Origin of the sequence: Piscinibacter gummiphilus (assembly GCF_002116905.1) — a bacterium.
Classification (GTDB): Bacteria; Pseudomonadota; Gammaproteobacteria; order Burkholderiales; family Burkholderiaceae_C; genus Rhizobacter; species Rhizobacter gummiphilus.
Window position 1 is genome coordinate 3,087,671 of record NZ_CP015118.1, and the last position, 24,268, is coordinate 3,111,938.

Here is a 24,268-nt window from a genome sequence, read left to right on the forward strand (position 1 = left end):
TAGGATGGGTCTTCCAACCAGGGAGACTCAAATGCTCGAACGGATCCGCAAAGTCAACGAGACCGGCGCCTTCAACCGCTGGGCCGGCATCGAGGTGGTGTCGGCTGGCGACGGCCAGGTGGAGTTGCGCCTGCCGTGGCGCGACGACCTGGGCCAGTACGCCGGCTACCTGCACGCCGCGCTGATCGGCGGGCTGATCGACACCGGCTGCGGGTTCGCCGCCGCCACCGTGGCCGGCCCCGTGCTGGCCTCGCATTTCTCGGTCAACTGCCTCGCGCCGGCCGTCGGCACGGCCTTTGTCGTGAAGGCCCGGGTCGTGAAGCCCGGGCGCAAGCAGATCTTCACGGCGGCCGAGCTGCATGCGGAGACGGCCAGCGGGACGAAGCTCGTGGCCACTGGGGAAGCCATCCTCGTGCCCGTCGAGGCCGGGTGACGGGTTGTCCGACATCTCCCGCGTCGCGGGCCCGGGAAAACGAGGCCCGCGGCGCGGGGGTGTCATGCGTGGAACTGCGTATTCCGCAGGTAACATCCGCGCCGTATGACAGCACCCACCGACCCGAAAGCCGGGCCCCCTTCATCGCCGCCGGTGCGCCCGCGCCGAGCCACCGTCAACGATGTCGCCAGCCTGGCGGGGGTGTCGGCCATGACCGTCTCCCGCGCGGTCAACAAGCCGGACCAGGTGCCCGCGGCCACGCTCGCGAAGGTGCGCCATGCCATCGCGATGACGGGCTACGTGCCCAACCTGCTCGCGGGCGGCCTGCGCTCGAACAAGAGCCGCCTCGTCGCGGCGGTGATCCCCACGCTGTCGGGGCCGGTGTTCCTCGAGACGGTCGAGTCGCTCACCGCGGCGCTGGCCGCCAAGGGCTACCAGCTGATGCTGGGCCAGAGCGGCTACGCGCATTCGCGCGAGGACGACCTGCTGGGCGCCATCATCGGCCGGCGTCCCGACGGCATCGTGCTCACCGGCATCACGCACACTCCCGAGGGGCGGCAGCGGCTGCTGGCCTCGGGCATTCCCATCGTCGAGACGTGGGACATCACACCCACGCCGCTCGACATGCTCGTCGGCTTCTCGCACGTCGAGGTGGGGCGCTCGGTGTGCCGCTACCTGCACGAGAAGGGCCGCCGGCGCATGGCCCTGATCGGCGGTGACGACGAACGCTCGCACCGCCGCTGCGAGGCCTTCGTGCAGTGCGCGCGCGAACTCGGCCTGCCCGAGGTCAAGGTGCACCTCGTGCCGGCGCCCACCACGCTCGCGAGCGGCCGCGCCGGCCTGCGCGACCTGCTGGCCGCCGACCCCGCCCTCGACGCCATCTTCTGCAGCTCGGACCTGCTGGCCCTGGGCGTGCTGATCGAAGCGCAGTCGCAGGGCATCGACGTGCCCGGCCGACTGGGCCTGATCGGCTTCGGCGACCTGTCGATGGCGAAGGACCTGCACCCGGCGCTGACCACCGTGCGGGTGGACGGCTCGCGCATCGGCGAACAGGCCGCCCGCTGCATCGTCACGCGCGCCGAGGGGGGTGACGTGGGCGAACGGGTCATCGACATCGGGTTCTCGATCGTCGAGCGCGCGTCGGTCTGACGCACCTCCCGTGGCGCCTCAGCGAGGCGGCGACGCCGCCGGCCGACGCGCCAGCAGCGACGACACGCCCTTGAGGAAGGGCCCGAAGTCGATGGGTTTTGTCCAGTAGGCCGTGGCCCCCGCGGCCCGCGCGGCGTCCACCTCCTCGGGCATCGCGCTGGCCGACAGCGACACCACGGGGATCGTGGCCGTGAGCGGTTCGGTGCGCAGCGCGGCGAGCACCTCGATGCCGTGCATGTCGGGCAGTCGCATGTCGAGCAGCACGAGGTCGGGGGCGTGCTGGCGGGCGAGGGCGATGCCGCTGGACCCGTCGGCCGCCAGCAGCAGGCGCACGCCCGGCCACGGGGCCAGCAGTTCCTGCACGATCAGCGTGTTGGCGGCGTTGTCCTCGATGTAGAGCACGGTGCCGGAGGGCAGCCCCGGGGCGCCTTGCGTCGCGGATTCGCGCGGGGTGCTGTCGGCCGCCGGCGTGGTGCGCACGATGGCCCCGGCCATCGAGACGGTCACCCGCGTGCCGCGCGACGGCGTGCTCTGCACCGTGAGCTCGCCGCCCAGCAGGCGCACGAGCTGGCGCGACAGGGTCATGCCGATGCCGGTGCCCGCCACGGGACCCAGTTCGCGGCCGAGTCGGTTGAACGGCTGGAAGAGCTGGCCCAGCTGCTCGGTGGACATGCCGAGGCCGTCGTCCTCGACGTCGATCTCGAGCATGTCGCCGAGCGAGCGCGCGGCGATGCGCACGTGGCCGCCCGGGCGGTTGTACTTGATGCCGTTCGACACGAGGTTGAGCAGCACCTGGCGCAGCCGGACCGGGTCGGTGCGCAGCGTGACGCCGGGCAGCGGGCCCTGGATGCCCAGCTGCACCTGCCCGGCCTCGGCGTTCGGGCTGCTCAGCTTGAGCACGTCGTCGACGAGGCCCGGGAGCGAGACGTTCTCGAGCGTGATGGCGAGGCGCCCCGACTCGATCTGAGAGACGTCGAGCACGTCGTCGATCAGCGAACGCAGCTGCACGCCGGCGAGGTGGATCAGGTCCAGCTGGTGGCGCTGCGGCGCACCGAGGTGGTCGCCGGCCTCCAGCTGCAGCAGTTGCGAGAAACCCAGCACTGCGTTCAACGGGGTGCGCAGCTCGTGGCTCATGTGGGCCAGGAACTCGGTCTTGGCCTGGTTCGCCGCCTCGGCGCGGGCGCTGGCCTGGCGTGCGACCTCGGCCTCGTGGCGTTCGGTGACGTCCTCGCCGATGCTGGTGATGCCGATGAGTTCGCCGGAGGCCGAACGCAGCGGGGCGTTGGCCCAGCGGATGCGGCGGCGCCGCCCGTCGCGGGTCAGCAGGGAGCCGTCCTGGCGCGGCGGCACGGGGATCTCGCGGGTCGCCGTGGTGCGCAGGCCGGCGAAGATGTCGGTGGCGTCGGCCGGCAGCACGAGGCGCGTCCAGTCGCCCGACAGCAGTTCGTCGGTGCTCCAGCCGGTCAGGCGCGACAGCGCGTCGTTCGCGTACATCAGCCGGCCGTCGAGGGCGACGGTGATGGCGAGGAGGTCCACGCCGTCCAGCATCGCGGCGTAGCGGCGCTCCGATTCGACGAGGCGGGACTCGCTCGCCTCGCGGGCGTCGATCATCGCGTTGAACTCGCGGGCGAGCGTGCGGAACTCCCCGGGCAGCTGTTCGTCGGCGCGCGTGCCGCGGGCGCCGGACGCCCAGGCCTTGGCCGTGCGGCCCAGGCTGGCCAGCGGGCGCGACAGGGTGCGCGTGAAGACCAGGGCGAGGGCCGCCGCCAGCAGCAGCGTGCCCACGGCCACCAGCGAACCGCGGAGCAGGTCCTTGCGCGGGGCCGCGAAGACGTAGTCGGTGGGGACGCCGGCGGCGACCCGCAGGCCGTGGATGCCCACGTCGGCGGTGGAATAGGCGCGCACGATGCCGTCGGCGCCGGCCACCACCACGACACCGTGGGGCGTGTCGCGGCGCACGTCCTGCACGCTGCGGGGCGTGGCCCGGCCGATCCAGCGGGCCGGTTCGGGGAAACGCGTGACGACGGTGTCGCGCTGGTCGACGAGGGTGATGCTGCCGCCCGGCGGGAGACCCGGGGCGAATTGGCGCTCGGCGATGAGGCCCAGCTGCAGGGTGAGCCCGACCAGGCCCACCTGGGCCCCGGTGGCGTCGCGCAGCGGCACCGTCAGCACGGACACCATCGTCTGGGCGACCGACCCCGCCATGGGCGGGCTGAGCCGGGGGGCGTGGGCCTCGAGGGCGCCGCGGAACCAGGGGGCGTCGGACAGCGAGACGACCGGCAGGTCGCGGGGGCGGGGGATGGCCGAGCAGATCAGCGTGCCGTCCGCGCTCACGACGCCGATGTTCGCGTACAGCGGGTCGATGGTGGCGAGGCCGTGGAGCGCGTCGGCGCAGCGTTGGGGGTCGAGCGAGGCCATGTCGGCCCGGGCGGCGATCACTTCGAGCAGGCTGCGGCCGCGTTCCAGCAGTTCCTGCACGTCCTTCGCCTTTTCCGCGGCGCGGTTCGAGACCGACCGGTACGCCAATGCCTCGGCCCGCTCGTACTGCTGGTACAGCGTGCATCCGTGGAGCGCCACCAGGGGGGCGAGCACCACCACGGCGGACGCCAGGAGGCGGCCAAAGAAGTGTCCGGGTCGAAGCATTCTTCATTATTGATAGAAGGAGCCCGCCGCGATGTTGTGGGTATCCCCATTCGTGACAGATTTCGAAAAGCTTGGCGGTGGCGCCGCGACATGAGCACAATCGACAGGCCGCGGTCCCACCCCTCTCCGGAGAAGTCCCGATGAACGTTCTAGACAACCTGGCCCCCGTGGCCCGCAGTGACGACGCGCAGTGGGGGGCCTTGCTGGCCGCTCTGTCGGCGCTGCGCAAGGGGGATGCCGCCATCCGTCTGCCGCTGCACTGGCCGGGTGTGGCAGGCAAGGTGGCCGACGCCTTCAACGACGTCGTGGAGCAGAACGCGAGCATGGCCGAGGAGCTCTCCCGGCTGCGCCAGGTGGTGGGCAAGGAGGGCAAGCTCAAGCAGCGCGCCTCGCTGCGGGAAGCCCGCGGGTTCTGGGGCGAGTCCATCGACTGCATCAACGCGCTGATCGACGACCTGGTCCACCCCACCAGCGAGGTGGCCCGCGTGATCGGCGCGGTGGCCCAGGGCGACCTGAACAAGAGCATGGCCCTCGAGGTCGAGGGCCGGCCGCTCGAGGGCGAGTTCCTGCGCACGGCCAAGACCATCAACACCATGGTGGAGCAGCTCGGCGACTTCTCGGCGGAAGTGACCCGCGTGGCCCGCGAGGTGGGCACCGAGGGCAAGCTCGGCGGCCAGGCCAAGGTGAAGGGTGTGGCGGGCACCTGGAAGGACCTGACCGACTCGGTGAACTCCATGGCCGGCAACCTGACCGACCAGGTGCGCAACATCGCAGACGTGACCACGGCCGTGGCCAAGGGTGACCTCTCGAAGAAGATCGACGTGGACGTCAAGGGCGAGTTCCTGACGCTCAAGAACACCATCAACACGATGGTGGACCAGCTGCGGTCCTTCGCGTCCGAGGTGACCCGCGTGGCGCGCGAGGTGGGGACGGAGGGCTCCCTGGGCGGCCAGGCGCAGGTGGAGGGCGTGTCCGGCACGTGGAAGGACCTGACCGACTCGGTGAACTCCATGGCCGGCAACCTGACGAGCCAGGTGCGCAACATCGCCGACGTGACGAAGGCCGTGGCCGCCGGTGACCTCTCGAAGAAGATCACGGTGGACGTGAAGGGCGAGATCCTGGAGCTGAAGAACACCGTGAACACCATGGTGGACCAGCTGCGATCGTTCGCCGCGGAAGTGACGCGCGTGGCCCGCGAGGTGGGCACCGAGGGCAAGCTGGGCGGCCAGGCCGACGTGCAGGGCGTGGCCGGCACGTGGAAGGACCTGACCGAGTCCGTGAACTTCATGGCCGGCAACCTGACGAGCCAGGTGCGCAACATCGCCGAGGTGACCACGGCCGTGGCCGCGGGCGACCTCTCGAAGAAGATCACGGTGGACGTGAAGGGCGAGATCTCCGAACTGAAGAACACCATCAACACCATGGTGGACCAGCTGCGGTCCTTCGCCGCGGAAGTGACCCGCGTGGCGCGCGAGGTGGGCACCGAGGGCAAGCTCGGTGGCCAGGCCGACGTGCAGGGCGTGGCCGGCACCTGGAAGGACCTGACCGACTCGGTGAACCTGATGGCGTCGAACCTGACGAGCCAGGTGCGCAACATCGCCGACGTGACGAAGGCGGTGGCCGCGGGCAACCTCTCCGAGAAGATCACGGTGGACGTGAAGGGCGAGATCCTGGAGCTCAAGGCCACCATCAACACCATGGTGGACCAGCTGTCGTCGTTCGCCGCGGAAGTGACCCGCGTGGCGCGCGAGGTGGGCACCGAAGGGCGCCTGGGCGGGCAGGCGCAGGTGACCGGTGTCTCGGGCACCTGGAAGGACCTGACGGACAACGTGAACTTCATGGCCGGCAACCTGACGTCCCAGGTGCGCGGCATCGCGAAGGTGGTGACCGCCGTGGCCGACGGCGACCTGAAGCAGAAGCTGACGGTGGAGGCCAAGGGCGAGATCGCGGCGCTCGCCGACACCATCAACAGCATGACCGACACGCTCGCCATCTTCGCGGACCAGGTGACCGGCGTGGCCCGCGAGGTGGGCGTGGAAGGCAAGCTCGGCGGCCAGGCGAAGGTGCCGGGGGCCTCGGGCACGTGGAAGGGCCTCACGGAAAACGTGAACGAGCTGGCCGCGAACCTGACGACCCAGGTGCGCGCCATCGCCGAGGTGGCAACCGCGGTGACCCAGGGCGACCTGACACGTTCCATCACGGTGGACACGCAGGGCGAGGTGGCGTCGCTGAAGGACACCATCAACGAGATGATCCGCAACCTGAAGGACACCACGCAGAAGAACACCGAGCAGGACTGGCTCAAGACCAACCTCGCGAAGTTCACGCGCATGCTGCAGGGCCAGCGCGACCTGGTGGCGGTGGGCCAGCTGATCCTCTCCGAGCTGGCGCCCGTGGTGGGCGTGCAGCAGGCCGAGTTCTACGTGCTGCGACCCGGGGCCGATTCGCACAAGCTCAAGCTCTTCGCGAGCTACGCGTCGGGCGGGCAGCAGATGCACGGCAAGGAGGTGGGCCTCGGCGAAGGGCTCGTGGGCCAGTGCGCGCTCGACAAGCAGAAGGTGCTGCTGACGAACGTGGCGTCCAGCGCCTTCCGCATCGCGTCGGGCCTGAGCGAGAACGCCGCGCTCGACGTGCTCGTGCTGCCGGTGGTGTTCGAGGGTGAGGTGCGGGGGGTGCTGGAACTGGCGTCGCTGCAGCGGTTCAACCCGGTGCACGAGGCCTTCCTCACGCAGCTGACCGAGTCCATCGGCATCGTGATCAACACCATCGAGGCGAACTCGCGCACGGAGAGCCTGCTCGAGCAGTCCCAGTCGCTCGCCGAGGAACTGCAGAACCGCCAGCAGGAACTGCAGCAGACCAACGACGAACTGCAGGACAAGGCCCGGCTGCTCGCCCACCAGAACCAGGAGGTGGAGCGCAAGAACGCGGAGGTGGAACAGGCCCGCCAGGCGCTCGAGGAAAAGGCCGAGCAGCTCGCGCTGACGTCCAAGTACAAGTCGGAGTTCCTCGCGAACATGTCGCACGAGCTGCGCACGCCGCTCAACAGCCTGCTGATCCTCTCCGACCAGCTGTGCCGCAACCCCGAGGGCAACCTGTCGGGCAAGCAGGTGGAGTTCTCGAAGACCATCCACGCCTCGGGCAACGATCTGCTGATGCTGATCAACGACATCCTCGACCTGTCGAAGATCGAGTCCGGCACGGTGGCCGTCGACGTGAGCGAACTGCGCGTCGAGGACCTGCACCGTTCGGTGGAACGCAGCTTCCGCCACTTCGCCGAATCGAAGCACGTCGACTTCCTCATCAACGTGGCCGGCGACCTGCCCAAGTCGCTGGTGACCGACGTCAAGCGCCTGCAGCAGATCATCAAGAACCTGCTGTCGAACGCGTTCAAGTTCACGCACCAGGGGCACGTGACGTTCTCCATCGCGGTGGCGACGGAAGGCTGGTCGCCGGACAACGAGAGCCTGAACCGCGCGACCCAGGTGCTCGCGTTCGCGGTGGCCGACACCGGAATCGGCATCTCGGCCGACAAGCAGCAGATCATCTTCGAGGCCTTCCAGCAGGCCGACGGGTCCACGTCGCGCAAGTACGGCGGCACGGGCCTCGGCCTCGCGATCAGCCGCGAGCTGTCGCGCCTGCTCGGCGGCGAGATCCGCCTCGTCAGCGTGCCGGGGTCGGGCAGCACGTTCACGCTGTACCTGCCGCACAGCCACGTGGCGGCACGCCCGCCGCGCCAGGTGCGCTGGCTCAACGGAGACAAAGGGCCGGACAGCGGGACGCGGCCGAAGCCGCCGGTGCAGCAGTCCCGCGCGGCCCTGCGCCCGGTCGGCGAACTTCACGAGTCGGCGGGCGAGGGCGATGGCGACGGCGAACTCTTCCAGAACCCGGCCGACGACGACCGCGGCGACATTTCGTCGGGCGACCGCGTGCTGCTGATCGTCGAGAACGACCTCGCGTTCGGGAAGGTGCTGCTCGACGCCGCGCGCCTGGCCGGCTTCAAGGGCCTCGTGAGCGGCACCGGCGCGGGCGCGCTGACGATGGTGCGCGAGTACCAGCCCGCGGCCATCACGCTCGACATCTTCCTGCCCGACATGCAGGGCTGGCGGGTGCTCGACCGCCTCAAGACCGACCAGTCGACGCGCCATGTGCCGATCTGCGTGGTGTCCACCGACGAGTCGCGCGAGCGCGCCTTCGCCGCGGGCGCCATCGGTTTCCTGGCCAAGCCGCTGCAGTCGAAGGATGCGGTGGACGACGCGGCGCGCGAGCTGTACCGCTACGTGGAGCGCGGCACGCGCCGCCTGCTCGTCGCGATGCCGGGCTCACCCGCCCGATCGGAGTTCCTGCTGCGGCTGGACGAGGGCATCGAGACGGTGGTGGTGCAGGACGCCGCCGCCGCGCGCGCGGCGCTGACGACGGTGGACGCCGCCGTGATCGACGCCGGGCTCGACGGCCTGGGCCCCGAGGACGTGGCGGAGGCCATCGAGGCACGCGGCGGCGTGTGCCCACCGGCCGTGGTGGTGCACGCGCCGGGCGGGTTGTCCGACTCGGCCTGGAATGTCGCCGGTGGCGCGTTCGCGCTGCGCCGCAGCGACGGGTGGCCGGCCACGTTCGCGCAGGCCACGGCGGTGCTGCACCGCAATCCCGGCACGATGTCCGAGGAGCAGCGCAACGCCATCGACGAGGTGCTGGGCGCCCACCGGTCGCTGGCCGGCAAGAAGGCGCTGATCGTCGACGACGACATGCGCAACATCTTCGCGCTGGCCACGGTGCTGGACAACGAGGGCATGGTGATCGTGTCGGCCGGCAACGGCCGCGAGGCCATCCGGCTGGTGGAGGCCGACCCCACGATCGACATCGTGCTGATGGACATCATGATGCCGGAGATGGACGGCATGGAGACCATGCGCGAGATCCGCAAGCTCCCGCGCGGGCGTGACCTGCCGATGGTGGCGGTGACGGCGAAGGCGATGAAGGGCGACCGCCAGAAGTGCATCGAGGCGGGCGCGTGGGACTACCTCTCGAAGCCGGTGGACCCGATGCACCTGCTGGCAGCGTTGCGAGGCTGGCTGTGCCGTTGAGCAGCACGTTCGGGGGACTGACCCAGGAGCCGGCGGAGCTCGCCGACATCCTGATCGTCGACGACATGCCGGAGAAGCTGCTCGTCTTCGAGACGGTGCTGGAGGAACTCGGGCAGAACATCGTGTCGGTGCGGTCCGGCAGCGATGCGCTGCGCGAGATCCTGCGCCGCGAGTTCGCGGTGATCCTGCTCGACGTCAACATGCCCGACATCGACGGGTTCGAGACCGCGGGCCTGATCCGCCGGTACAAGCGCTCGGCGCACACGCCCATCATCTTCATCACGTCGTACGCCGACGAGGTGCAGACCGTGCGGGGCTATTCGCTGGGTGCGGTCGACTACATCCTTTCGCCCGTGGTGCCCGAGGTGCTGCGCTCGAAGGTCAAGGTGTTCGTCGACCTGCACCTGATGCAGCGCCGGCTGCGCGTGCAGGCCGACGAACGGGTGGCACTGGCGCAGGCCGAGGCGGCGCGGGTCGCCGCGGAGGAGTCCACGCAGCGCGCGGGTTTCCTGTCGCATGCCAGCAGCGTGCTGGGCGGCTCGCTCGACCTCGAGGTGGGCGCGCGGCGGCTCATCGAGCTGGTGGTGCCCGGGCTGGCGGACCGGGCGACGGTGGTGCTGCCGGGCGAGACCGACGACCACACGCAGGTGTTCCGCAGCGAGGGTTCGCCGCCGGAGGTGTCGGGCTGCCCGATGACCTCGCTCGAACCCGACGAGCGCGACGCCATCGCCCGGTCCATGGCCGAGCGCCGCGTGGTGCAGGTCGCCCGGGAGGTCGAGGGCTCCGGCTGGGGGCCGCCGGCCGCGGCCGTGCCGCTGATGATCGGGCAGAAGGTGCTGGGCACGCTGTGGATCGACCCGGTGCGCGACGCCGCGAACCCGCTGCACTGGGGCACGCTGGAGGACCTGGCCGGCCGTGCGGCCATCGCGTTCGAGAACGCGCGGCTGTACCGAACGCTGCAGGTCGAGATCGAGGAGCGGCGGGCCGCCGAGACGAAGTTGCAGGAGTCGAGCCGGCGCAAGGACGAGTTCCTCGCGATGCTGTCGCACGAGCTGCGCAACCCGCTCGCGCCCATCCGCAACGCCCTCGAGGTCATCCGCCGCGTCGCCCCGCCGGATCCGAAGCTGTCGTGGGCCACCGACGTGACCGGGCGCCAGGTCAAGCACCTGACGCGCCTCGTGGAGGAGTTGCTCGACGTCGCCCGCATCAGCCAGGGCAAGATCGCGTTGCAGACCGAGGTGCTCGACCTGCGCACCGTCATTTCGATGGCGCTCGAGACGGCGCGGCCGGCGCTCGAGTCGCGGTCCCACCGCGTCACGCACCGCCTGCCGGACCATCCGGTGCTGCTGCGCGGCGACGCGGCGCGCCTGGCCCAGGTGGTGTCGAACCTGCTGCACAACGCGGCCAAGTACACCGAGTCGGGCGGCGACGTGTCGGTCGTGCTGGAGGTGACCTCCGGCCTCGCGTCGATCACGGTGTCCGACACGGGCATCGGCATCGAGGCCGACCTGCTGCCCAACGTGTTCGACCTGTTCGAGCAGGGCAAGCGGTCGCTCGACCGCAGCCAGGGCGGCCTCGGGGTCGGGCTCACGCTCGTGCAGCGGCTGGTGCGGCTGCACAAGGGCGATGTGTCCGTGACCAGCCGCGGTGCGGGGCAGGGCTCGACCTTCCGCGTGGTGCTGCCGTGCCTGAGCGAGGTGGTGACCCCGCAGGCCGAGCCGGACGTCCCCGCCGCCGAAGCCGCCGCGACCAGCGCGAGCCGGGTGCTGGTGGTGGACGACAACCGCGATGCCGCGGCGACCACCGCGATGTGCCTCGAGATCGCGGGCCACGAGGTGCGCACGGTGCACGACGGGCTGCAGGCGCTGGCCCTCGCACCCACCTTCGCGCCCGACGTGGTGGTGCTCGACATCGGCCTGCCGGGGCTTGACGGCTACGCCGTGGCGGCGCGCCTGCGTGCGCTGCCGCAGACGTCCCGTTCGCTGATGATCGCCGTGACCGGCTACGGCCGCGACGCAGAGCGGCAGCAGGCGCTCGACGCGGGCTTCGACGCCCACCTCGTCAAGCCGGCGGAACCGGTGCGGCTGGTGGAGCTGATCGCCCGCTGGCGCGAGTCGGCCGCGGGCGGCGCCGGCAGCGCCGCGCCGTTCACGGCTTGAAGAACGGGTCGGCGAAGCGCGACTGGGCCGCGGCGGTGGCCGGGTCGCTGCAGCGTTCGGTGACCTCCACCGGCGAGCCGTCGGCCACGAGGTGGGCGGTGAAGCGGCGGCACGGCCCCGAGGTGGTGTCGCACGCGATCTCGTCGTCGGTCATCGCGTTGATGCGGAACGGCAGCGGTTCCGGGGCCGGGCCGCGGGCGCCACGCAGCGCATCGTCGTAGGCGGAGCGCAGGTCGCGCACCTTGTCGTCGAGCCGGCTGCGTTCGGACTCGCTCGGGTAGGGCAGTTCGGCGGTGAGCACCGGCACGGGCAGGTCGGGGTCGGCGCCGGTGGCGTCGCAGGTGAGCAGCGCGGGGCCGCTCGCGGCGCGCACGGCGCTGTCGGAGAGGCGCCGGCTCAGCAGCACGCAGGCGGCCGGGCGGGCCTTGAAGAGGAACCAGGACGTGTCGCTGCCGGTCTCCCCGTCGGGCACGCCGGCCTGCAGGTTGAGCACCTCGCCCGTCACGCGGCGGCCCGGCGCCTCGCACAGCGAGGAGAGGAGGATCACGGGGCAGATCCAGGCCTCGCGGGTGTTGGCACACTGCCAGCCGGTGGGCGAGCCGGCCGAGCGGCTGCAGGTGAGCTGGGCCGCGGCCAGCGCGCGGGCCGCCACGGGCGATTCGAGCCGCTCGAAGGCGCTGTCCGGCCGGAGGCGCAGCGGCGACTCGGCGTGCGGATCGGGCGGGGTGGTGGTGAGCAGCCGGCGCTGGTTGTCGACGGCCCGCCACGCTGCCTCGCGGCCCGCCCGTTCGGCCTGGCGGGCGGCCTCGACCTGGTGGGCGGCGTGGGCGGATTGCACCTGCTCCCAGGTCCAGGGCTGGGCGACGTCCAGCTGCCAGCCGAGACCGGTGCGCCGGAGCAACCCCACGTTGTCCTGCAGCCCGAGCGAGCCGTCGCCGAGGCCGATGAACGCGGCCGACCGTTCGCGCCAGACGGCGGGCGCGGACAGGCGGTCGCGGGGATCCCCGCTGCCGCGGCCGTAGGCGGCGAACAGCACCGGCGCGGCTTCGCCCGGGCGGGTGACCCGCAGCTGGCACTGGCCGGCCGGCGGCTGCGCGTCGGCGAGGGGCTTGCCGATCTCGGCGGAGGTGAGGGGGCGCAGCTGGCTGGCGCGCACGTCCTGCGGGCCGGGCGGGCTGGTGTGATGGTGGCGGGTGAGGCGGTCCCACTGGCCGGTGGCGGGCACGAGCACCAGCCACGCGAGGGCCATGACCTGCTGCACGCGCGGCCAGGCGCCGGCCTTGCCGCGCTGGAGCAGCCCGACCGCCACCAGCATCGCGACCCCGACGGTGGCGACCGACAGCGCCTGCCAGGCGACCGCGGACGCGACCCACGTGGCCGGCCGCTGCCCGAGGGCGACGGACACCGCGGCGCCCACGGCGAGCGCGAGCACGGTGAACGCCACGCCGGGGAGCCAGCCCTCGGACTGCAGGCGACGGCGCGACGAGAACCACGGGAGGAAGAGTGTCTTGAGCAGGAACAGGCCCCAGAGCACCACGAGGCCCGTGACGACCGGCCGGTCCATCCCGATCGGCTGAGCCTGGGCGAGCGGCGGCGCCAGCGCGGCGAGGGCGCAGGCGGTTCGGCGGAGCAGGGCGGAGGTCGGCGGTCGGGCCATGGGGTCAGGAAGCATCGCGACCGCGGATTGTGGCCGAACCCGGACGTCCGGGTGGGGTGTTCCGCTGTGGCAAACTTCGCCGCTTTCCTGCTTCATGCCCGTTCCGAGGGCCCTTCGTTTTGGACAAGATCCTCCTGCAGATCGCCGCCGAGCTCAAATGCCGGCCGGCACAAGTGAATGCCGCAGTGGAACTGCTCGATGGTGGTGCAACGGTCCCGTTCATCGCCCGGTACCGCAAGGAAGCCACCGACGGCCTCGACGACATCCAGCTGCGCGAACTCGAATCGCGCCTGGGCTACCTGCGCGAACTCGAGGACCGCCGCGCCGCGGTGCTCAAGAGCATCGAGGAACAGGGCAAGCTGACGCCGGAGCTGCGCGCCGCGGTCGAGGGCGCGCCCACGAAGCAGGAACTGGAAGACATCTACCTGCCGTTCAAGCCGCGCCGCCGCACCAAGGGCATGATCGCCCGCGAGGCCGGGCTGGAGCCGCTGGCCGACAAGCTGTTCGCCGACCCGACGCTCGACCCCGCCGCCGAGGCCCCCGCCTTCGTCAACGCCGAGGGCGGCTTCGCCGATGCCTTCGCGGTGCTCGACGGTGTGCGCGACCTGCTCAGCGAACGCTGGGCGGAAGACGCGGTGCTCGTGGGCAAGCTGCGCGAGTGGCTGTGGGAGGAAGGCCTCTTCCGCTCCAGGCTCATGGACGGCAAGGACGAGAACAACGCCGACGTCGCGAAATTCCGCGACTACTTCGAGTACGACGAACCCATCGCGCGTGTTCCGTCGCACCGGGCACTGGCCGTCTTCCGCGGCCGCACGCAGGAGTTCCTCGACGCCAAGCTCGTCCTCGACGAGGAACTGCAGCCTGGCCAGCCGTCGAAGGCCGAGGGCCGCATCGCGATCCACCTGGGGTGGAGCCACGCCAAGCGGCCGGCCGACGACCTGATCCGCAAGACGGTGTCGTGGACCTGGAAGGTCAAGCTGAGCCTGAGCCTCGAGCGCGACCTGTTCTCGCGCCTGCGCGAGGAAGCCGAGAAGGTCGCCATCAAGGTGTTCGCCGCGAACCTGCGCGACCTGTTGCTGGCGGCCCCCGCCGGCCCGCGCGTCGTGATGGGCCTCGACCCGGGCATCCGCACCGGCGTGAAGGTGGCCGTGGTGGACGCGACGGGCAAGGTGCTCGACACGAACACCGTGTACCCGCACGAGCCGCGCAAGGACTGGGAAGGTTCGATCCACACGCTGGGCCGCCTGTGCGCGACCCACGGCGTCAACCTGATCGCCATCGGCAACGGCACGGCCAGCCGCGAGACCGACAAGCTGGCCTCCGACCTGATCAAGCGCATCCAGCAGATGGCGCCGGGCACCGAGATCCAGAAGGTCGTCGTGAGCGAGGCCGGCGCGTCGGTGTACTCCGCGAGCGAATACGCGAGCAAGGAACTGCCCGACCTCGACGTGAGCCTGCGTGGCGCGGTCAGCATCGCGCGCCGCCTGCAGGACCCGCTGGCCGAGCTCGTCAAGATCGACCCGAAGAGCATCGGCGTGGGCCAGTACCAGCACGACGTGAACCAGAGCGAACTGGCGCGCAGCCTCGATGCGGTCATCGAGGACTGTGTGAACTCGGTGGGCGTGGACCTGAACACCGCGTCGGCGCCGCTGCTGTCCCGCGTGTCGGGCCTGAGCACCGCGGTGGCCGGCAGCATCGTGCGCTGGCGCGACGCCAACGGCGCGTTCCGCAACCGCCAGCAACTGCTCGACGTGAGCGGCCTGGGCGCCAAGACCTTCGAGCAGAGCGCGGGCTTCCTGCGCATCCGCAACGGTGACAACCCGCTCGACCAGTCGGGCGTGCACCCCGAGACCTATCCGGTCGTCGAGCAGATCCTCACCACGGTGAAGAAGCCTGCGGGCGAGGTGATGGGCCGCAGCGACGTGATCCGCGCGCTCAAGCCCGAGGCCTTCGCGACCGAGAAATTCGGCGCCATCACGGTCAAGGACATCCTCGCCGAACTCGAGAAGCCGGCCCGCGACCCTCGGCCCGACTTCAAGGTGGCGCGCTTCAACGACGGCGTCGAGGACCTGAAGGACCTGCAGCCGGGCATGACGCTCGAAGGGACCGTGAGCAACGTCGCCGAGTTCGGCGCGTTCGTGGACCTGGGTGTGCACCAGGACGGCCTCGTGCACGTGAGCCAGCTGAGCAACAAGTTCGTCAAGGACGCCCGCGAGGTGGTCAAGACGGGCGACATCGTCAAGGTGCGCGTGCTCGAGGTGGACCTGTCGCGCAAGCGCATCTCGCTGACGATGAAGCTCGACGCGCCGGTGCCGTCCCGTGGCGACCGTTCGCACGAGAACACGCACCGCCCGGCCGGCCGCAACGAACGCGCGGGCGGTGGCGGTGGCTACCGCAGCGCGGCGCCGGCCCAGCCGGCGGGCGGTTCGGCGATGGCCGCGGCCTTCGCCAAGCTCAAGCGCTGAACGAGGCGGTCCGATGAAGGCCCTGCAGGTCCACGCCGGCCCGCGCGCGCTCGCGCACCTGCGCGAGCACGGCCTGCGGCCCGGCGACGTGCGCGCCATCCCCGGTGCGGCCGGCGGGCCGAAGGGCCTCGTGCTCAACCCGCTCGACCAGTTCATCTTCGGCGAGTGGCTCGCGGCCACGGACCACCCCGTGCACCTGCTGGGCGCGTCCATCGGCGCCTGGCGCATGGCGAGTGCCTGCCTGCCCGACCCGGCGAAGGCGCTGGCCCGCATGGGGCACGACTACATCGTGCAGGAGTACCCGCACGAACCGGGACGCAAGCCCACGGCGCGGCAGGTGTCCGAGGCCTTCGGCGAGAAGCTCGGCGAACACTTCGGCGGGCGCGAGGCCGAGGTGCTGGCCCATCCGCGCTTCCGCCTGCACGTGTTCACGAGCCGTGGCCGGCACCTGCTGAAGCGGGAAGGGCGGGCGCTGTCGAAGGTGACCACGCCGCTCGCGTACGCCGGCGCGTTCGCCACCAACGTGCTGAGCCGCCGCGCGATGGGCGCGTGGCTCGAGCGGGTGGTGTTCTCCGACGCCCGCGACCCGCTGCCGGTGCGCCTGCAGGACTACCGCACGCACACCACCCCGCTGGACGCGACCAACCTGCGCCTCGCGGTGCTTGCGAGCTGCTCGATCCCGTTCTGGCTGGACGCGGTGCACGACATCCCCGGTGCCCCGCGCGGTGCGTACTGGGACGGCGGCATCACCGACTACCACCTGCACCTCGACTACGCGTCGATGGCCGACGGGCTGACCCTCTACCCCCACTTCCAGAAGAGCGTGATCCCGGGCTGGCTCGACAAGGCGCTGCGTCATCGGCACCGGGCGAGCCCGCTGCTGTCCAACGTCGTCGTCGTGTCGCCGAACCCGGAATGGATCCGCACCCTGCCGAACGGCAAGTTGCCCGACCGGAACGACTTCGTGCACTATGGCGAGGACCTCGCCGGACGCACGGCCGCCTGGACGAAGGCCGTGGCCGAGAGCCAGCGCCTGCGCGACGAATTCGCCGAGCTCGCCCAGGGCGCGCCGGTGCTGGCCGAACCCCTTTGATTTCCCTCCGGACCCCACCATGGACCTGCCCAACCACCAGCTGACGATGACGGTGCTGATGTCGCCCGACATGGCGAACTTCACCGGCAACGTGCACGGCGGCGCCATCCTGAAGCTGCTCGACCAGGTGGCGTACGCCTGCGCCAGCCGCTATGCGGGGCGCTATGTGGTGACGATGTCGGTGGACCAGGTGACCTTCCGCCAGGCCATCCACGTGGGGGAGCTGGTGACCTTCCTCGCGTCGGTGAACCACACGGGCCGCACCTCGATGGAGGTGGGCATCAAGGTGATCACCGAGGACATCCGCACCCAGACCGTTCGCCACGCCAACAGCTGCTTCTTCACGATGGTGGCCGTGGACGACGACCGCAAGCCGGTCGAGGTCAAGCCGCTGGTGCCCGAGACGGCCGAGGAGATCCGCCGCAGCAACGCCGCCCAGGTGCGCCGCCAGCTGCGCCAGGAGCTCGAAGCCCGTTACCAGGCCGTCAAGACCTGATCTACAATGTCGGTTCAATCCACGAGCAAGAGCGAGAAAGGCACCCTGGTTATGACACCGCGAACTCCCACTGGTGAGGTTCTCGTCTAAGTCGGCCGCGGCTCGTTCGTCCATTTTTCTCGTCTTGTTCTCGAAAGCGCGGCTCACCCCGCGCTTTTTTGTTTTCCGGAGCTTCCGATGATTTCCGTTCAATTGCCCGATGGTTCGAAGCGTCAGTTCGACAACCCCGTGACCGTGGCCGAGGTGGCCGCGTCGATCGGCACGGGCCTCGCCAAGGCCGCCCTGGCCGGGCGCGTGGGGCAGGGCGATGCCGCCCGGGTGGTCGACACCAGCTACCGCATCGAGCAGGACACCGCGCTTGCCATCATCACCGAGAAGGACGCCGAGGGCCTCGACGTGATCCGCCACTCGACGGCCCACCTGCTGGCCTACGCCGTGAAGGAGCTGTTCCCGGACGCCCAGGTCACCATCGGCCCGGTCATCGAGAACGGGTTCTTCTACGACTTCTCGTACAAGCGCCCGTTCACGCCCGAGGACCTCGAGGCCATCGAGGCGAAGATGACCGAACTCGCGAAGAAGGACGAGAAGGTCGAGCGCCGCGTGCTGCCGCGCGACGAGGCCGTCGAGTACTTCAAGGGCATCGGCGAGGCCTACAAGGCCGAGATCATCGCCAGCATCCCGGCGAACGAGGACGTGTCCCTGTACCGCGAAGGCAAGTTCGAAGACCTGTGCCGCGGCCCGCACGTGCCCAGCACCGGCAAGCTCAAGCACTTCAAGCTCATGAAGGTGGCCGGGGCCTACTGGCGCGGCGACCACCGCAACGAGATGCTCCAGCGCATCTACGGCACGGCCTGGGCCACGAAGGACGACCTCCAGAAGTACCTCACGATGCTGGAGGAGGCGGAGAAGCGCGACCACCGCCGCCTCGGCCGCGAACTCGACCTGTTCCACATCGACGAACACGCGCCGGGCGTGGTGTTCTGGCACCCGAACGGCTGGACCGTGTGGCAGGCGGTGGAGCAGTACATGCGCGCCGTGTACCGCGACAACGGCTACCAGGAGGTCAAGGGCCCGCAACTGCTCGACCAGGGCCTGTGGGAAAAGACCGGCCACTGGGGCAAGTACCGCGAGAACATGTTCGTGACCGAGTCGGAGAAGCGCGACTACGCGTTGAAGCCGATGAACTGCCCCGGCCACATCCTGATCTACAAGCAGGGCATCAAGAGCTACCGCGACCTGCCGCTGCGGTTCGGCGAGTTCGGCCAGTGCCACCGCAACGAACCCACGGGCGGCCTGCACGGCATCATGCGCGTGCGCGGCTTCACCCAGGACGACGGCCACATCTTCTGCACGGAAGAGCAGATCCTCGAGGAGTGCGCGGCCTTCACCACCCTGCTGCAGAAGGTCTACAAGGACTTCGGCTTCACCGACATCATCTACAAGGTGGCCACCCGCCCGGACGCCCGCATCGGCTCCGACGAGTCGTGGGACAAGGCCGAGTTCGCGCTGATGGAGAGCCTGCGCCGCTCCGGCTGCGAGTTCGAGGTGGCGGCGGGCGAGGGTGCCTTCTACGGCCCGAAGGTCGAGTACACCCTGAAGGACGCCCTGGGCCGCCACTGGCAGTGCGGCACGATCCAGGTCGACCCGAACATGCCGGAGCGCCTGGGCGCCGAGTACGTGGACGAGTCCGGCGAGCGCCGCACGCCGCTGATGCTCCACCGCGCCATCGTGGGCAGCCTGGAGCGTTTCATCGGCATCCTGATCGAGCAGCACGCCGGCGCGCTGCCCGCCTGGCTGGCCCCGAAGCAGGTCGCGGTGCTCAATATCACGGACGATCAGGCCGACTACGCCCGGGAAATCGCGAAAACGCTGCAAAAACAAGGGGTTAGGGTGTCGCTTGATTTGCGCAACGAGAAAATTAACCGTAAAATCCGCGAGCATTCCATGCAGAAGGTTCCGTATCTCCTCGTCGTCGGCGACAAGGAGAAGGCAAACGGGGCCGTTGCGGTGCGCGCCCGAGGCAACCAGGACCTCGGTGTGATGCCACTCACCGACTTCTCCTCGAGAATCGCCAGTGACATCGCCCAGCGGGTCTGAAACAGGAACCCGGGGCGCGTGAACAATTTTTTTTGGGTCCCGTTGCCTCGGGGTCCGCTGAAGGATCAGAACTATCGCTACTTTTGCTGACCGCCGCGCTCCCAATGTGGAGCGCAAGCATCGCCTGAACCGTGAAATCATGGCGCCCGAGGTCCGACTCAACGGAGTCGACAATGAACCCTTGGGCATCGTCAGCACGCAGGAAGCTTTGCGCATGGCGGGCGACCTCGATGTCGACCTGGTTGAAATCGCCGCGACGGCCGACCCCCCGGTCTGCCGCCTGATGGACTACGGCAAGTTCAAGTACCAGGAGCAGAAGCGGGCGGCGGAAGCCAAGTCCAAGCAGAAGGTCATCGAGATCAAGGAAGTCAAGTTCCGCCCGGGCACGGACGAAGGCGACTACCAGATCAAGATGCGCAACCTGCGCCGCTTCATCGAGGAAGACGGCGACAAGGGCAAGGTCACGCTGCGCTATCGCGGCCGCGAGATCACCCACCAGGACATCGGCATGCGGTTGCTGGAACGCATCCGCGACGACCTGGCCGACGTGGCCGTCGTCGAGAACATGCCGAAGCTGGAAGGGCGCCAGATGATCATGGTGCTCGGCCCGAAGAAGCGCTGATCCGACCGAAGAGCGATCTTCGAAGAGTTTCGCGAGTTCGATGCCCTGGTTTGGTCACCAGGGTGTCGCCAGAAGCCTCTGCAGGCCAACAAGACGGCAAGTTTGTTTGCCGGCGCCTGCAGGAGCAATCAACAAGGAGCAGTCATGCCCAAAATGAAGACCAAGAAAAGCGCGGCCAAGCGTTTCCGCGTGCGTCCGGGCGGCACCGTCAAGCGGGGCCAGGCGTTCAAGCGCCACATCCTGACCAAGAAGACCACGAAGAACAAGCGCCAACTGCGTGGCGCCGTCAACGTGCACGAGACCAACATGGGGCACATGAAGCAAATGCTGCCCTTCGCTGGCCTTTAACCGCTTCTCAGGAGATACCGCATGCCTCGCGTCAAACGTGGTGTAACCGCCCGCGCCCGTCACAAGAAAGTTCTCGCACTCGCCAAGGGTTACCGTGGCCGTCGCAAGAACGTGTTCCGCATTGCCAAGCAAGCAGTCATGCGCGCTGGGCAATACGCCTACCGTGACCGCCGCACGAAAAAGCGTGTGTTCCGTCAACTGTGGATCGCCCGTATCAACGCGGCGAGCCGTGGCCTCGGACTCACCTACAGCAAGTTCATGGCTGGCCTGAAGAAGGCTTCGATCGAGATCGACCGCAAGGTCCTCGCCGACATGGCCGTGAATGATCCTGCCGCCTTTGGCAGCATCGTCGAGAAGGTGAAGGCCCAGCTCGCTTGATGTCGTGCCGCGCCGGGGTGACCCGGCGCTGCGGCAACCCCGTGCGGTGACCATTCCGTCCGGGTGACAAGCCCTCAAGGCCGATCCTTCTGGTTCGGCCTTTTTTGTTTTCTGCGATTCATTTTCTGCGTTGGCGAACTGATGAACGACCTCGACCAATTGGTGCAAGAAGCGCGAGCCGATTTCGCGCAAAGCGCGGCACCGGCCGATCTGGAAAATGCCAAGGCGAAATACCTCGGCAAGTCGGGGCGGTTGACCGAGCAGCTCAAGGCGCTCGGGGCCCTGTCGCCCGAGGACAAGAAGGCGCGTGGCGCCCTCATCAACGCGGCCAAGCAGCAGGTCGAGGCCGCGCTCACCGCGCGCCGCCAGGCCCTCGCCGACGCCGAACTCGATGCCCAGCTCAAGGCCGAGGCACTCGACGTCTCGCTGCCCGGCCGCCAGCGCGGCACCGGCGGCCTGCACCCCATCTCGCGCACCATGGAGCGCGTCGAGGCCATCTTCGGCTCGATGGCGTTCGACGTGGCCGAAGGCCCCGAGATCGAGACCGACTGGTTCAGCTTCACGGCGCTGAACAACCCCGAGAACCATCCGGCGCGGTCCATGCAGGACACCTTCTACGTCGACATGAAGGACGACGAAGGCCGCTGGCTGAACCTGCGCCCGCACACCTCGCCCATGCAGGTGCGCTACGCGCGCGCCCACGCCGAGAAATACCGCGGCGTGAGCCCCATGCCCGAGATCCGCGTGATCGCCCCGGGCCGCACCTACCGCGTCGACAGCGACGCCACCCACTCGCCCATGTTCCACCAGGTCGAAGGCCTGTGGATCGGCGAGAACGTGAGCTTCAAGGACCTGAAATCGGTCTTCACCGACTTCTTCCGCACCTTCTTCGAGGCGGACGACCTGCAGCTGCGGTTCCGTCCGTCGTTCTTCCCGTTCACCGAACCGTCGGCCGAGGTCGACATCGCGTTCGCGAGCGGCCCGCTCAAGGGCCGCTGGCTCGAGGTCGCCGGCTCCGGCCAGGTGCACCCGAACGTCGTGCGCAACTACGGCCTCGATCCCGAGCGCCACATCGGCTTCGCGTTCGGCATGGGTGCCGACCGCCTGACGATGCTGCGCTACGGCGTCAGCGACCTGCGCGGCTTCTTCGACGGCGACCTGCGTTTCCTGTCGCAGTTCAAGTAAGCAGCCCACGCCCCGGACGAGACAGGAACCCCTGAGATGCAATTTCCCGAATCCTGGTTGCGCGAGTTCTGCAACCCTCCGCTGTCGACGCAGGCGCTGGCCGACACCCTGACCATGGCCGGCATGGAGGTGGAGGAACTCCGCCCCGTGGCCCCGCCGTTCAGCCACGTCGTGGTGGGCGAGGTGCTCCACGTCGAGCGCCACCCGAATGCCGACCGCCTCAACGTGTGCCAGGTCAAGGTCGGCCCGGACACCGTGCTGAACATCGTCTGCGGCGCACCCAACGTGGCCGTGGGCATCAAGGTGCCGTGCGCGCTCGTGGGCGCCGAACTGCCGCCGGCGGAGGAGGGTGGTGCACCCTTCGTCATCAAGCTCGGCAAGCTGCGGGGCGTGGAGAGCCAGGGCATGCTGTGCTCGGCCAAGGAACTCAAGCTGTCCGACGAATCGTCGGGCCTGCTGATCCTCGGCGAAGACGCTTTGGTCGGCAACTCCATCCGCGACCACCTGCGCCTCGACGACACGCTGTTCACGCTCAAGCTCACGCCGAACCTCGGGCACTGCCTGAGCGTGGCGGGCATCGCCCGTGAACTGTCGGCGCTCACCGGCACGCCGTTCACGCGTCCCGCGGCGCCGGCCGCCAAGGTCTCGCAGGCCGACAAGCTGCCCGTGAAGGTGGTCGACAGCGACCTGTGCGGCCGCTTCTCGGGCCGCATCATCAAGAACGTGAACACGAAGGCGAAGACGCCGGCGTGGATGGTCGACCGCCTTGCGCGCTGCGGCCAGCGTTCGGTCACCGCGCTCGTCGACATCTCGAACTACGTGATGTTCGAGGCCGGTCAGCCCAGCCACATCTTCGACCTCGACAAGATCCACGGCGGCCTGACGGTGCGCTGGGGCCGCGACGGCGAGACGCTCAAGCTGCTCAACGGCAACACCGTCACGCTCGACACGAAGACCGGCGTGATCGCCGACGACCACGCCGTCGAATCGCTCGCCGGCATCATGGGCGGCGACGCCACGGCCGTGTCCGACGACACCCGCAACGTCTACGTCGAGGCCGCCTTCTGGTGGCCCGAGGCCGTGGCCGGCCGCGCGCGCAAGTACAACTTCAGCACCGACGCCAGCCACCGCTACGAGCGCGGCGTCGACGCTTCCCGCACGCTCGACCAGGTCGAGCGCGTGACGCAGCTCATCCTCGACATCTGCGGCGGCGAAGCCTGCCCGCTCGACGACCAGTCGCCGAACGTGCCCGTGCGCCAGCCGGTCGAGCTGCGCATCGCGCGCGCCTCGAAGGTCATCGGCATGCCGGTGACGCAGGACCAGTGCACGAAGATCCTCGAAGGCCTCGGCCTGTCGGTCGCCGTGAAGTCCGAAGGCGTCCTGAGCGTCACGCCGCCCGCCTGGCGTTTCGACGTGACCCTCGAGGAAGACCTGATCGAGGAAGTGGTGCGGGTCATCGGCTACGAGAACCTGCCCGGCACGCCGCCGCTCGCGCCGGTCACGGCCCGCGTGCGCCCCGAAGCGCGCCGCGGCCTGCATGCCGTGCGCCGCGCCATCGCCGCGCGCGACTACTTCGAGACCATCAACTTCAGCTTCGTCGAAGAGCGCTTCGAGCACGAGCTGGCCGGCAACACCGATCCCATCAAGGTGCTGAACCCCATCGCCAGCCAGCTGTCGGTGATGCGCTCCTCCCTGTTCGGCAGCCTGATCGGCGTGCTGCGGCACAACCTCTCGCGCAAGGCCTCGCGTGTGCGCCTGTTCGAGGTGGGCCGTGTGTTCCGCCGCGATGCGTCGGTGACGTCGTCGCTCGCCACGGTCGCCGGCATCGACCAGCCGATGCGCGTGGGTGGTCTCGCCTACGGCCCGGCGGATGCCGTGCAGTGGTCCGTGAAGGACCGCGCCGTCGACTTCTTCGACGTGAAGGGCGACATCGAGGCGCTCTTCGCGCCCCGCGTGGCCACGTTCGTGGCGGCCGAACACCCGGCGCTGCACCCGGGCCGTTCGGCGCGCATCCAGGTCGACGGCCGCGACGTGGGGTTCGTGGGTGAACTGCACCCGCGCTGGCGCCAGGCCTACGAACTGCCCGGCGCGCCGGTGCTGTTCGAAGTCGACGCCGAGGCGCTCGTCCAGCGCGACGTGCCGGTGGCCACACCGGTGCAACGCCAGCAGTCCGCGTGGCGCGACATCGCCGTCATCGTCGGCGAACACGTCACCCACGACGCGCTGATCGACGCCATCGTCTCCGCCGACCGGGCGCTCGTGCGCTCGGCCAAGCTGTTCGACATCTACAAGCCGGCCGCAGCCAGCGCCGACCTGGCCGCTGGTGAACGCAGCCTGGCGGTGCGGCTCGAGCTGCTCGACGACACCACCACCCTCACCGACGAACGCATCGAGGCAGGCGTCGCGGCGGTGCTGGCGGCCCTGGCGGCCCGCCTGGGCGCGCGCCTGCGCGGATGACCTGAGCG

At 69.6% G+C, this 24,268-nt stretch carries 15 protein-coding genes; 13 read left to right on the forward strand and 2 right to left on the reverse strand.

The genetic code is table 11. From position 1 onward, the window contains the following. The first annotated feature begins 31 nt into the window (after window positions 1–31). Both A4W93_RS13830 and A4W93_RS13835 read left to right on the forward strand, forming a co-directional pair. Window positions 32–433: a PaaI family thioesterase gene (locus A4W93_RS13830; protein WP_085751157.1), complete on the forward strand. Its 402-nt coding sequence runs from the start codon at window positions 32–34 to the stop codon at window positions 431–433. A 105-nt stretch (window positions 434–538) separates the two neighbouring features. Beyond that, window positions 539–1,582, forward strand: a complete 1,044-nt coding sequence (locus A4W93_RS13835; protein ID WP_085751158.1) for a LacI family DNA-binding transcriptional regulator — start codon at window positions 539–541, stop codon at window positions 1,580–1,582. Window positions 1,583–1,600: 18 nt separating this feature from the next. Here the strand turns inward: A4W93_RS13835 and A4W93_RS13840 are convergent, their stop codons facing one another. Then, window positions 1,601–4,225, reverse strand: coding sequence for a hybrid sensor histidine kinase/response regulator (locus A4W93_RS13840; protein WP_085751159.1), 2,625 nt, complete (start codon window positions 4,223–4,225; stop codon window positions 1,601–1,603). A gap of 140 nt (window positions 4,226–4,365) precedes the next feature. On the opposite strand from A4W93_RS13840, the gene A4W93_RS13845 reads away from it, so the two are divergent. Next, complete coding sequence (locus tag A4W93_RS13845; RefSeq protein WP_085751160.1) at window positions 4,366–9,303, forward strand: HAMP domain-containing protein; 4,938 nt, start codon at window positions 4,366–4,368, stop codon at window positions 9,301–9,303. Next, entirely contained in the window at window positions 9,300–11,462 is a 2,163-nt protein-coding gene (locus tag A4W93_RS13850; protein WP_237357782.1) for a response regulator, read from the forward strand. Before A4W93_RS13845 ends, A4W93_RS13850 begins: the two co-directional genes overlap by 4 nt. On the opposite strand, the gene A4W93_RS13855 is transcribed toward A4W93_RS13850, so the two are convergent. Next, complete coding sequence (locus tag A4W93_RS13855) at window positions 11,452–13,119, reverse strand: hypothetical protein (RefSeq protein ID WP_085751161.1); 1,668 nt, start codon at window positions 13,117–13,119, stop codon at window positions 11,452–11,454. The two genes, A4W93_RS13850 and A4W93_RS13855, sit on opposite strands and share 11 nt — an antisense overlap. Before the next feature lie 119 nt (window positions 13,120–13,238). Between A4W93_RS13855 and A4W93_RS13860 the strand changes: the two genes are divergently transcribed. From A4W93_RS13860 to pheT, 9 genes are all read left to right on the forward strand, one after another. Then, window positions 13,239–15,584: a Tex family protein gene (locus A4W93_RS13860; protein ID WP_085751162.1), complete on the forward strand. Its 2,346-nt coding sequence runs from the start codon at window positions 13,239–13,241 to the stop codon at window positions 15,582–15,584. Window positions 15,585–15,597: 13 nt separating this feature from the next. Beyond that, window positions 15,598–16,677 (forward strand): patatin-like phospholipase family protein, encoded by a 1,080-nt coding sequence (locus A4W93_RS13865; RefSeq protein WP_085751163.1) that lies wholly within the window; start codon window positions 15,598–15,600, stop codon window positions 16,675–16,677. Window positions 16,678–16,696: 19 nt separating this feature from the next. Continuing rightward, window positions 16,697–17,173 (forward strand): acyl-CoA thioesterase, encoded by a 477-nt coding sequence (locus A4W93_RS13870; RefSeq protein ID WP_085751164.1) that lies wholly within the window; start codon window positions 16,697–16,699, stop codon window positions 17,171–17,173. A gap of 177 nt (window positions 17,174–17,350) precedes the next feature. Then, window positions 17,351–19,270: a threonine--tRNA ligase gene (thrS, locus tag A4W93_RS13875; RefSeq protein ID WP_085751165.1), complete on the forward strand. Its 1,920-nt coding sequence runs from the start codon at window positions 17,351–17,353 to the stop codon at window positions 19,268–19,270. Window positions 19,271–19,334: 64 nt separating this feature from the next. Continuing rightward, window positions 19,335–19,892, forward strand: coding sequence for a translation initiation factor IF-3 (infC, locus tag A4W93_RS13880; protein ID WP_085751166.1), 558 nt, complete (start codon window positions 19,335–19,337; stop codon window positions 19,890–19,892). 144 nt (window positions 19,893–20,036) lie between these two features. Further along, window positions 20,037–20,240: a 50S ribosomal protein L35 gene (gene rpmI / locus A4W93_RS13885; protein ID WP_085751167.1), complete on the forward strand. Its 204-nt coding sequence runs from the start codon at window positions 20,037–20,039 to the stop codon at window positions 20,238–20,240. Between the two features lie 21 nt (window positions 20,241–20,261). Continuing rightward, window positions 20,262–20,618, forward strand: a complete 357-nt coding sequence (gene rplT, locus A4W93_RS13890) for a 50S ribosomal protein L20 (protein WP_056655597.1) — start codon at window positions 20,262–20,264, stop codon at window positions 20,616–20,618. Between the two features lie 141 nt (window positions 20,619–20,759). Then, window positions 20,760–21,803, forward strand: a complete 1,044-nt coding sequence (gene pheS, locus A4W93_RS13895; RefSeq protein WP_085751168.1) for a phenylalanine--tRNA ligase subunit alpha — start codon at window positions 20,760–20,762, stop codon at window positions 21,801–21,803. A 36-nt stretch (window positions 21,804–21,839) separates the two neighbouring features. Next, entirely contained in the window at window positions 21,840–24,260 is a 2,421-nt protein-coding gene (pheT, locus tag A4W93_RS13900; protein WP_085751169.1) for a phenylalanine--tRNA ligase subunit beta, read from the forward strand. Window positions 24,261–24,268: the final 8 nt, after the last annotated feature.

Excerpts from the sequence above, each read along its gene's own strand:
- A4W93_RS13830 (WP_085751157.1), top strand. The coding sequence starts at position 32 with ATGCTCGAACGGATCCGCAAAGTCAACGAGACCGGCGCCTTCAACCGC.
- A4W93_RS13835 (WP_085751158.1), top strand. The coding sequence starts at position 539 with ATGACAGCACCCACCGACCCGAAAGCCGGGCCCCCTTCATCGCCGCCG.
- A4W93_RS13840 (WP_085751159.1), bottom strand. The coding sequence starts at position 4,225 with ATGCTTCGACCCGGACACTTCTTTGGCCGCCTCCTGGCGTCCGCCGTG.
- A4W93_RS13845 (WP_085751160.1), top strand. The coding sequence starts at position 4,366 with ATGAACGTTCTAGACAACCTGGCCCCCGTGGCCCGCAGTGACGACGCG.
- A4W93_RS13855 (WP_085751161.1), bottom strand. The coding sequence starts at position 13,119 with ATGGCCCGACCGCCGACCTCCGCCCTGCTCCGCCGAACCGCCTGCGCC.
- A4W93_RS13865 (WP_085751163.1), top strand. The coding sequence starts at position 15,598 with ATGAAGGCCCTGCAGGTCCACGCCGGCCCGCGCGCGCTCGCGCACCTG.
- A4W93_RS13870 (WP_085751164.1), top strand. The coding sequence starts at position 16,697 with ATGGACCTGCCCAACCACCAGCTGACGATGACGGTGCTGATGTCGCCC.
- thrS (WP_085751165.1), top strand. The coding sequence starts at position 17,351 with ATGATTTCCGTTCAATTGCCCGATGGTTCGAAGCGTCAGTTCGACAAC.
- rpmI (WP_085751167.1), top strand. The coding sequence starts at position 20,037 with ATGCCCAAAATGAAGACCAAGAAAAGCGCGGCCAAGCGTTTCCGCGTG.
- rplT (WP_056655597.1), top strand. The coding sequence starts at position 20,262 with ATGCCTCGCGTCAAACGTGGTGTAACCGCCCGCGCCCGTCACAAGAAA.
- pheS (WP_085751168.1), top strand. The coding sequence starts at position 20,760 with ATGAACGACCTCGACCAATTGGTGCAAGAAGCGCGAGCCGATTTCGCG.
- pheT (WP_085751169.1), top strand. The coding sequence starts at position 21,840 with ATGCAATTTCCCGAATCCTGGTTGCGCGAGTTCTGCAACCCTCCGCTG.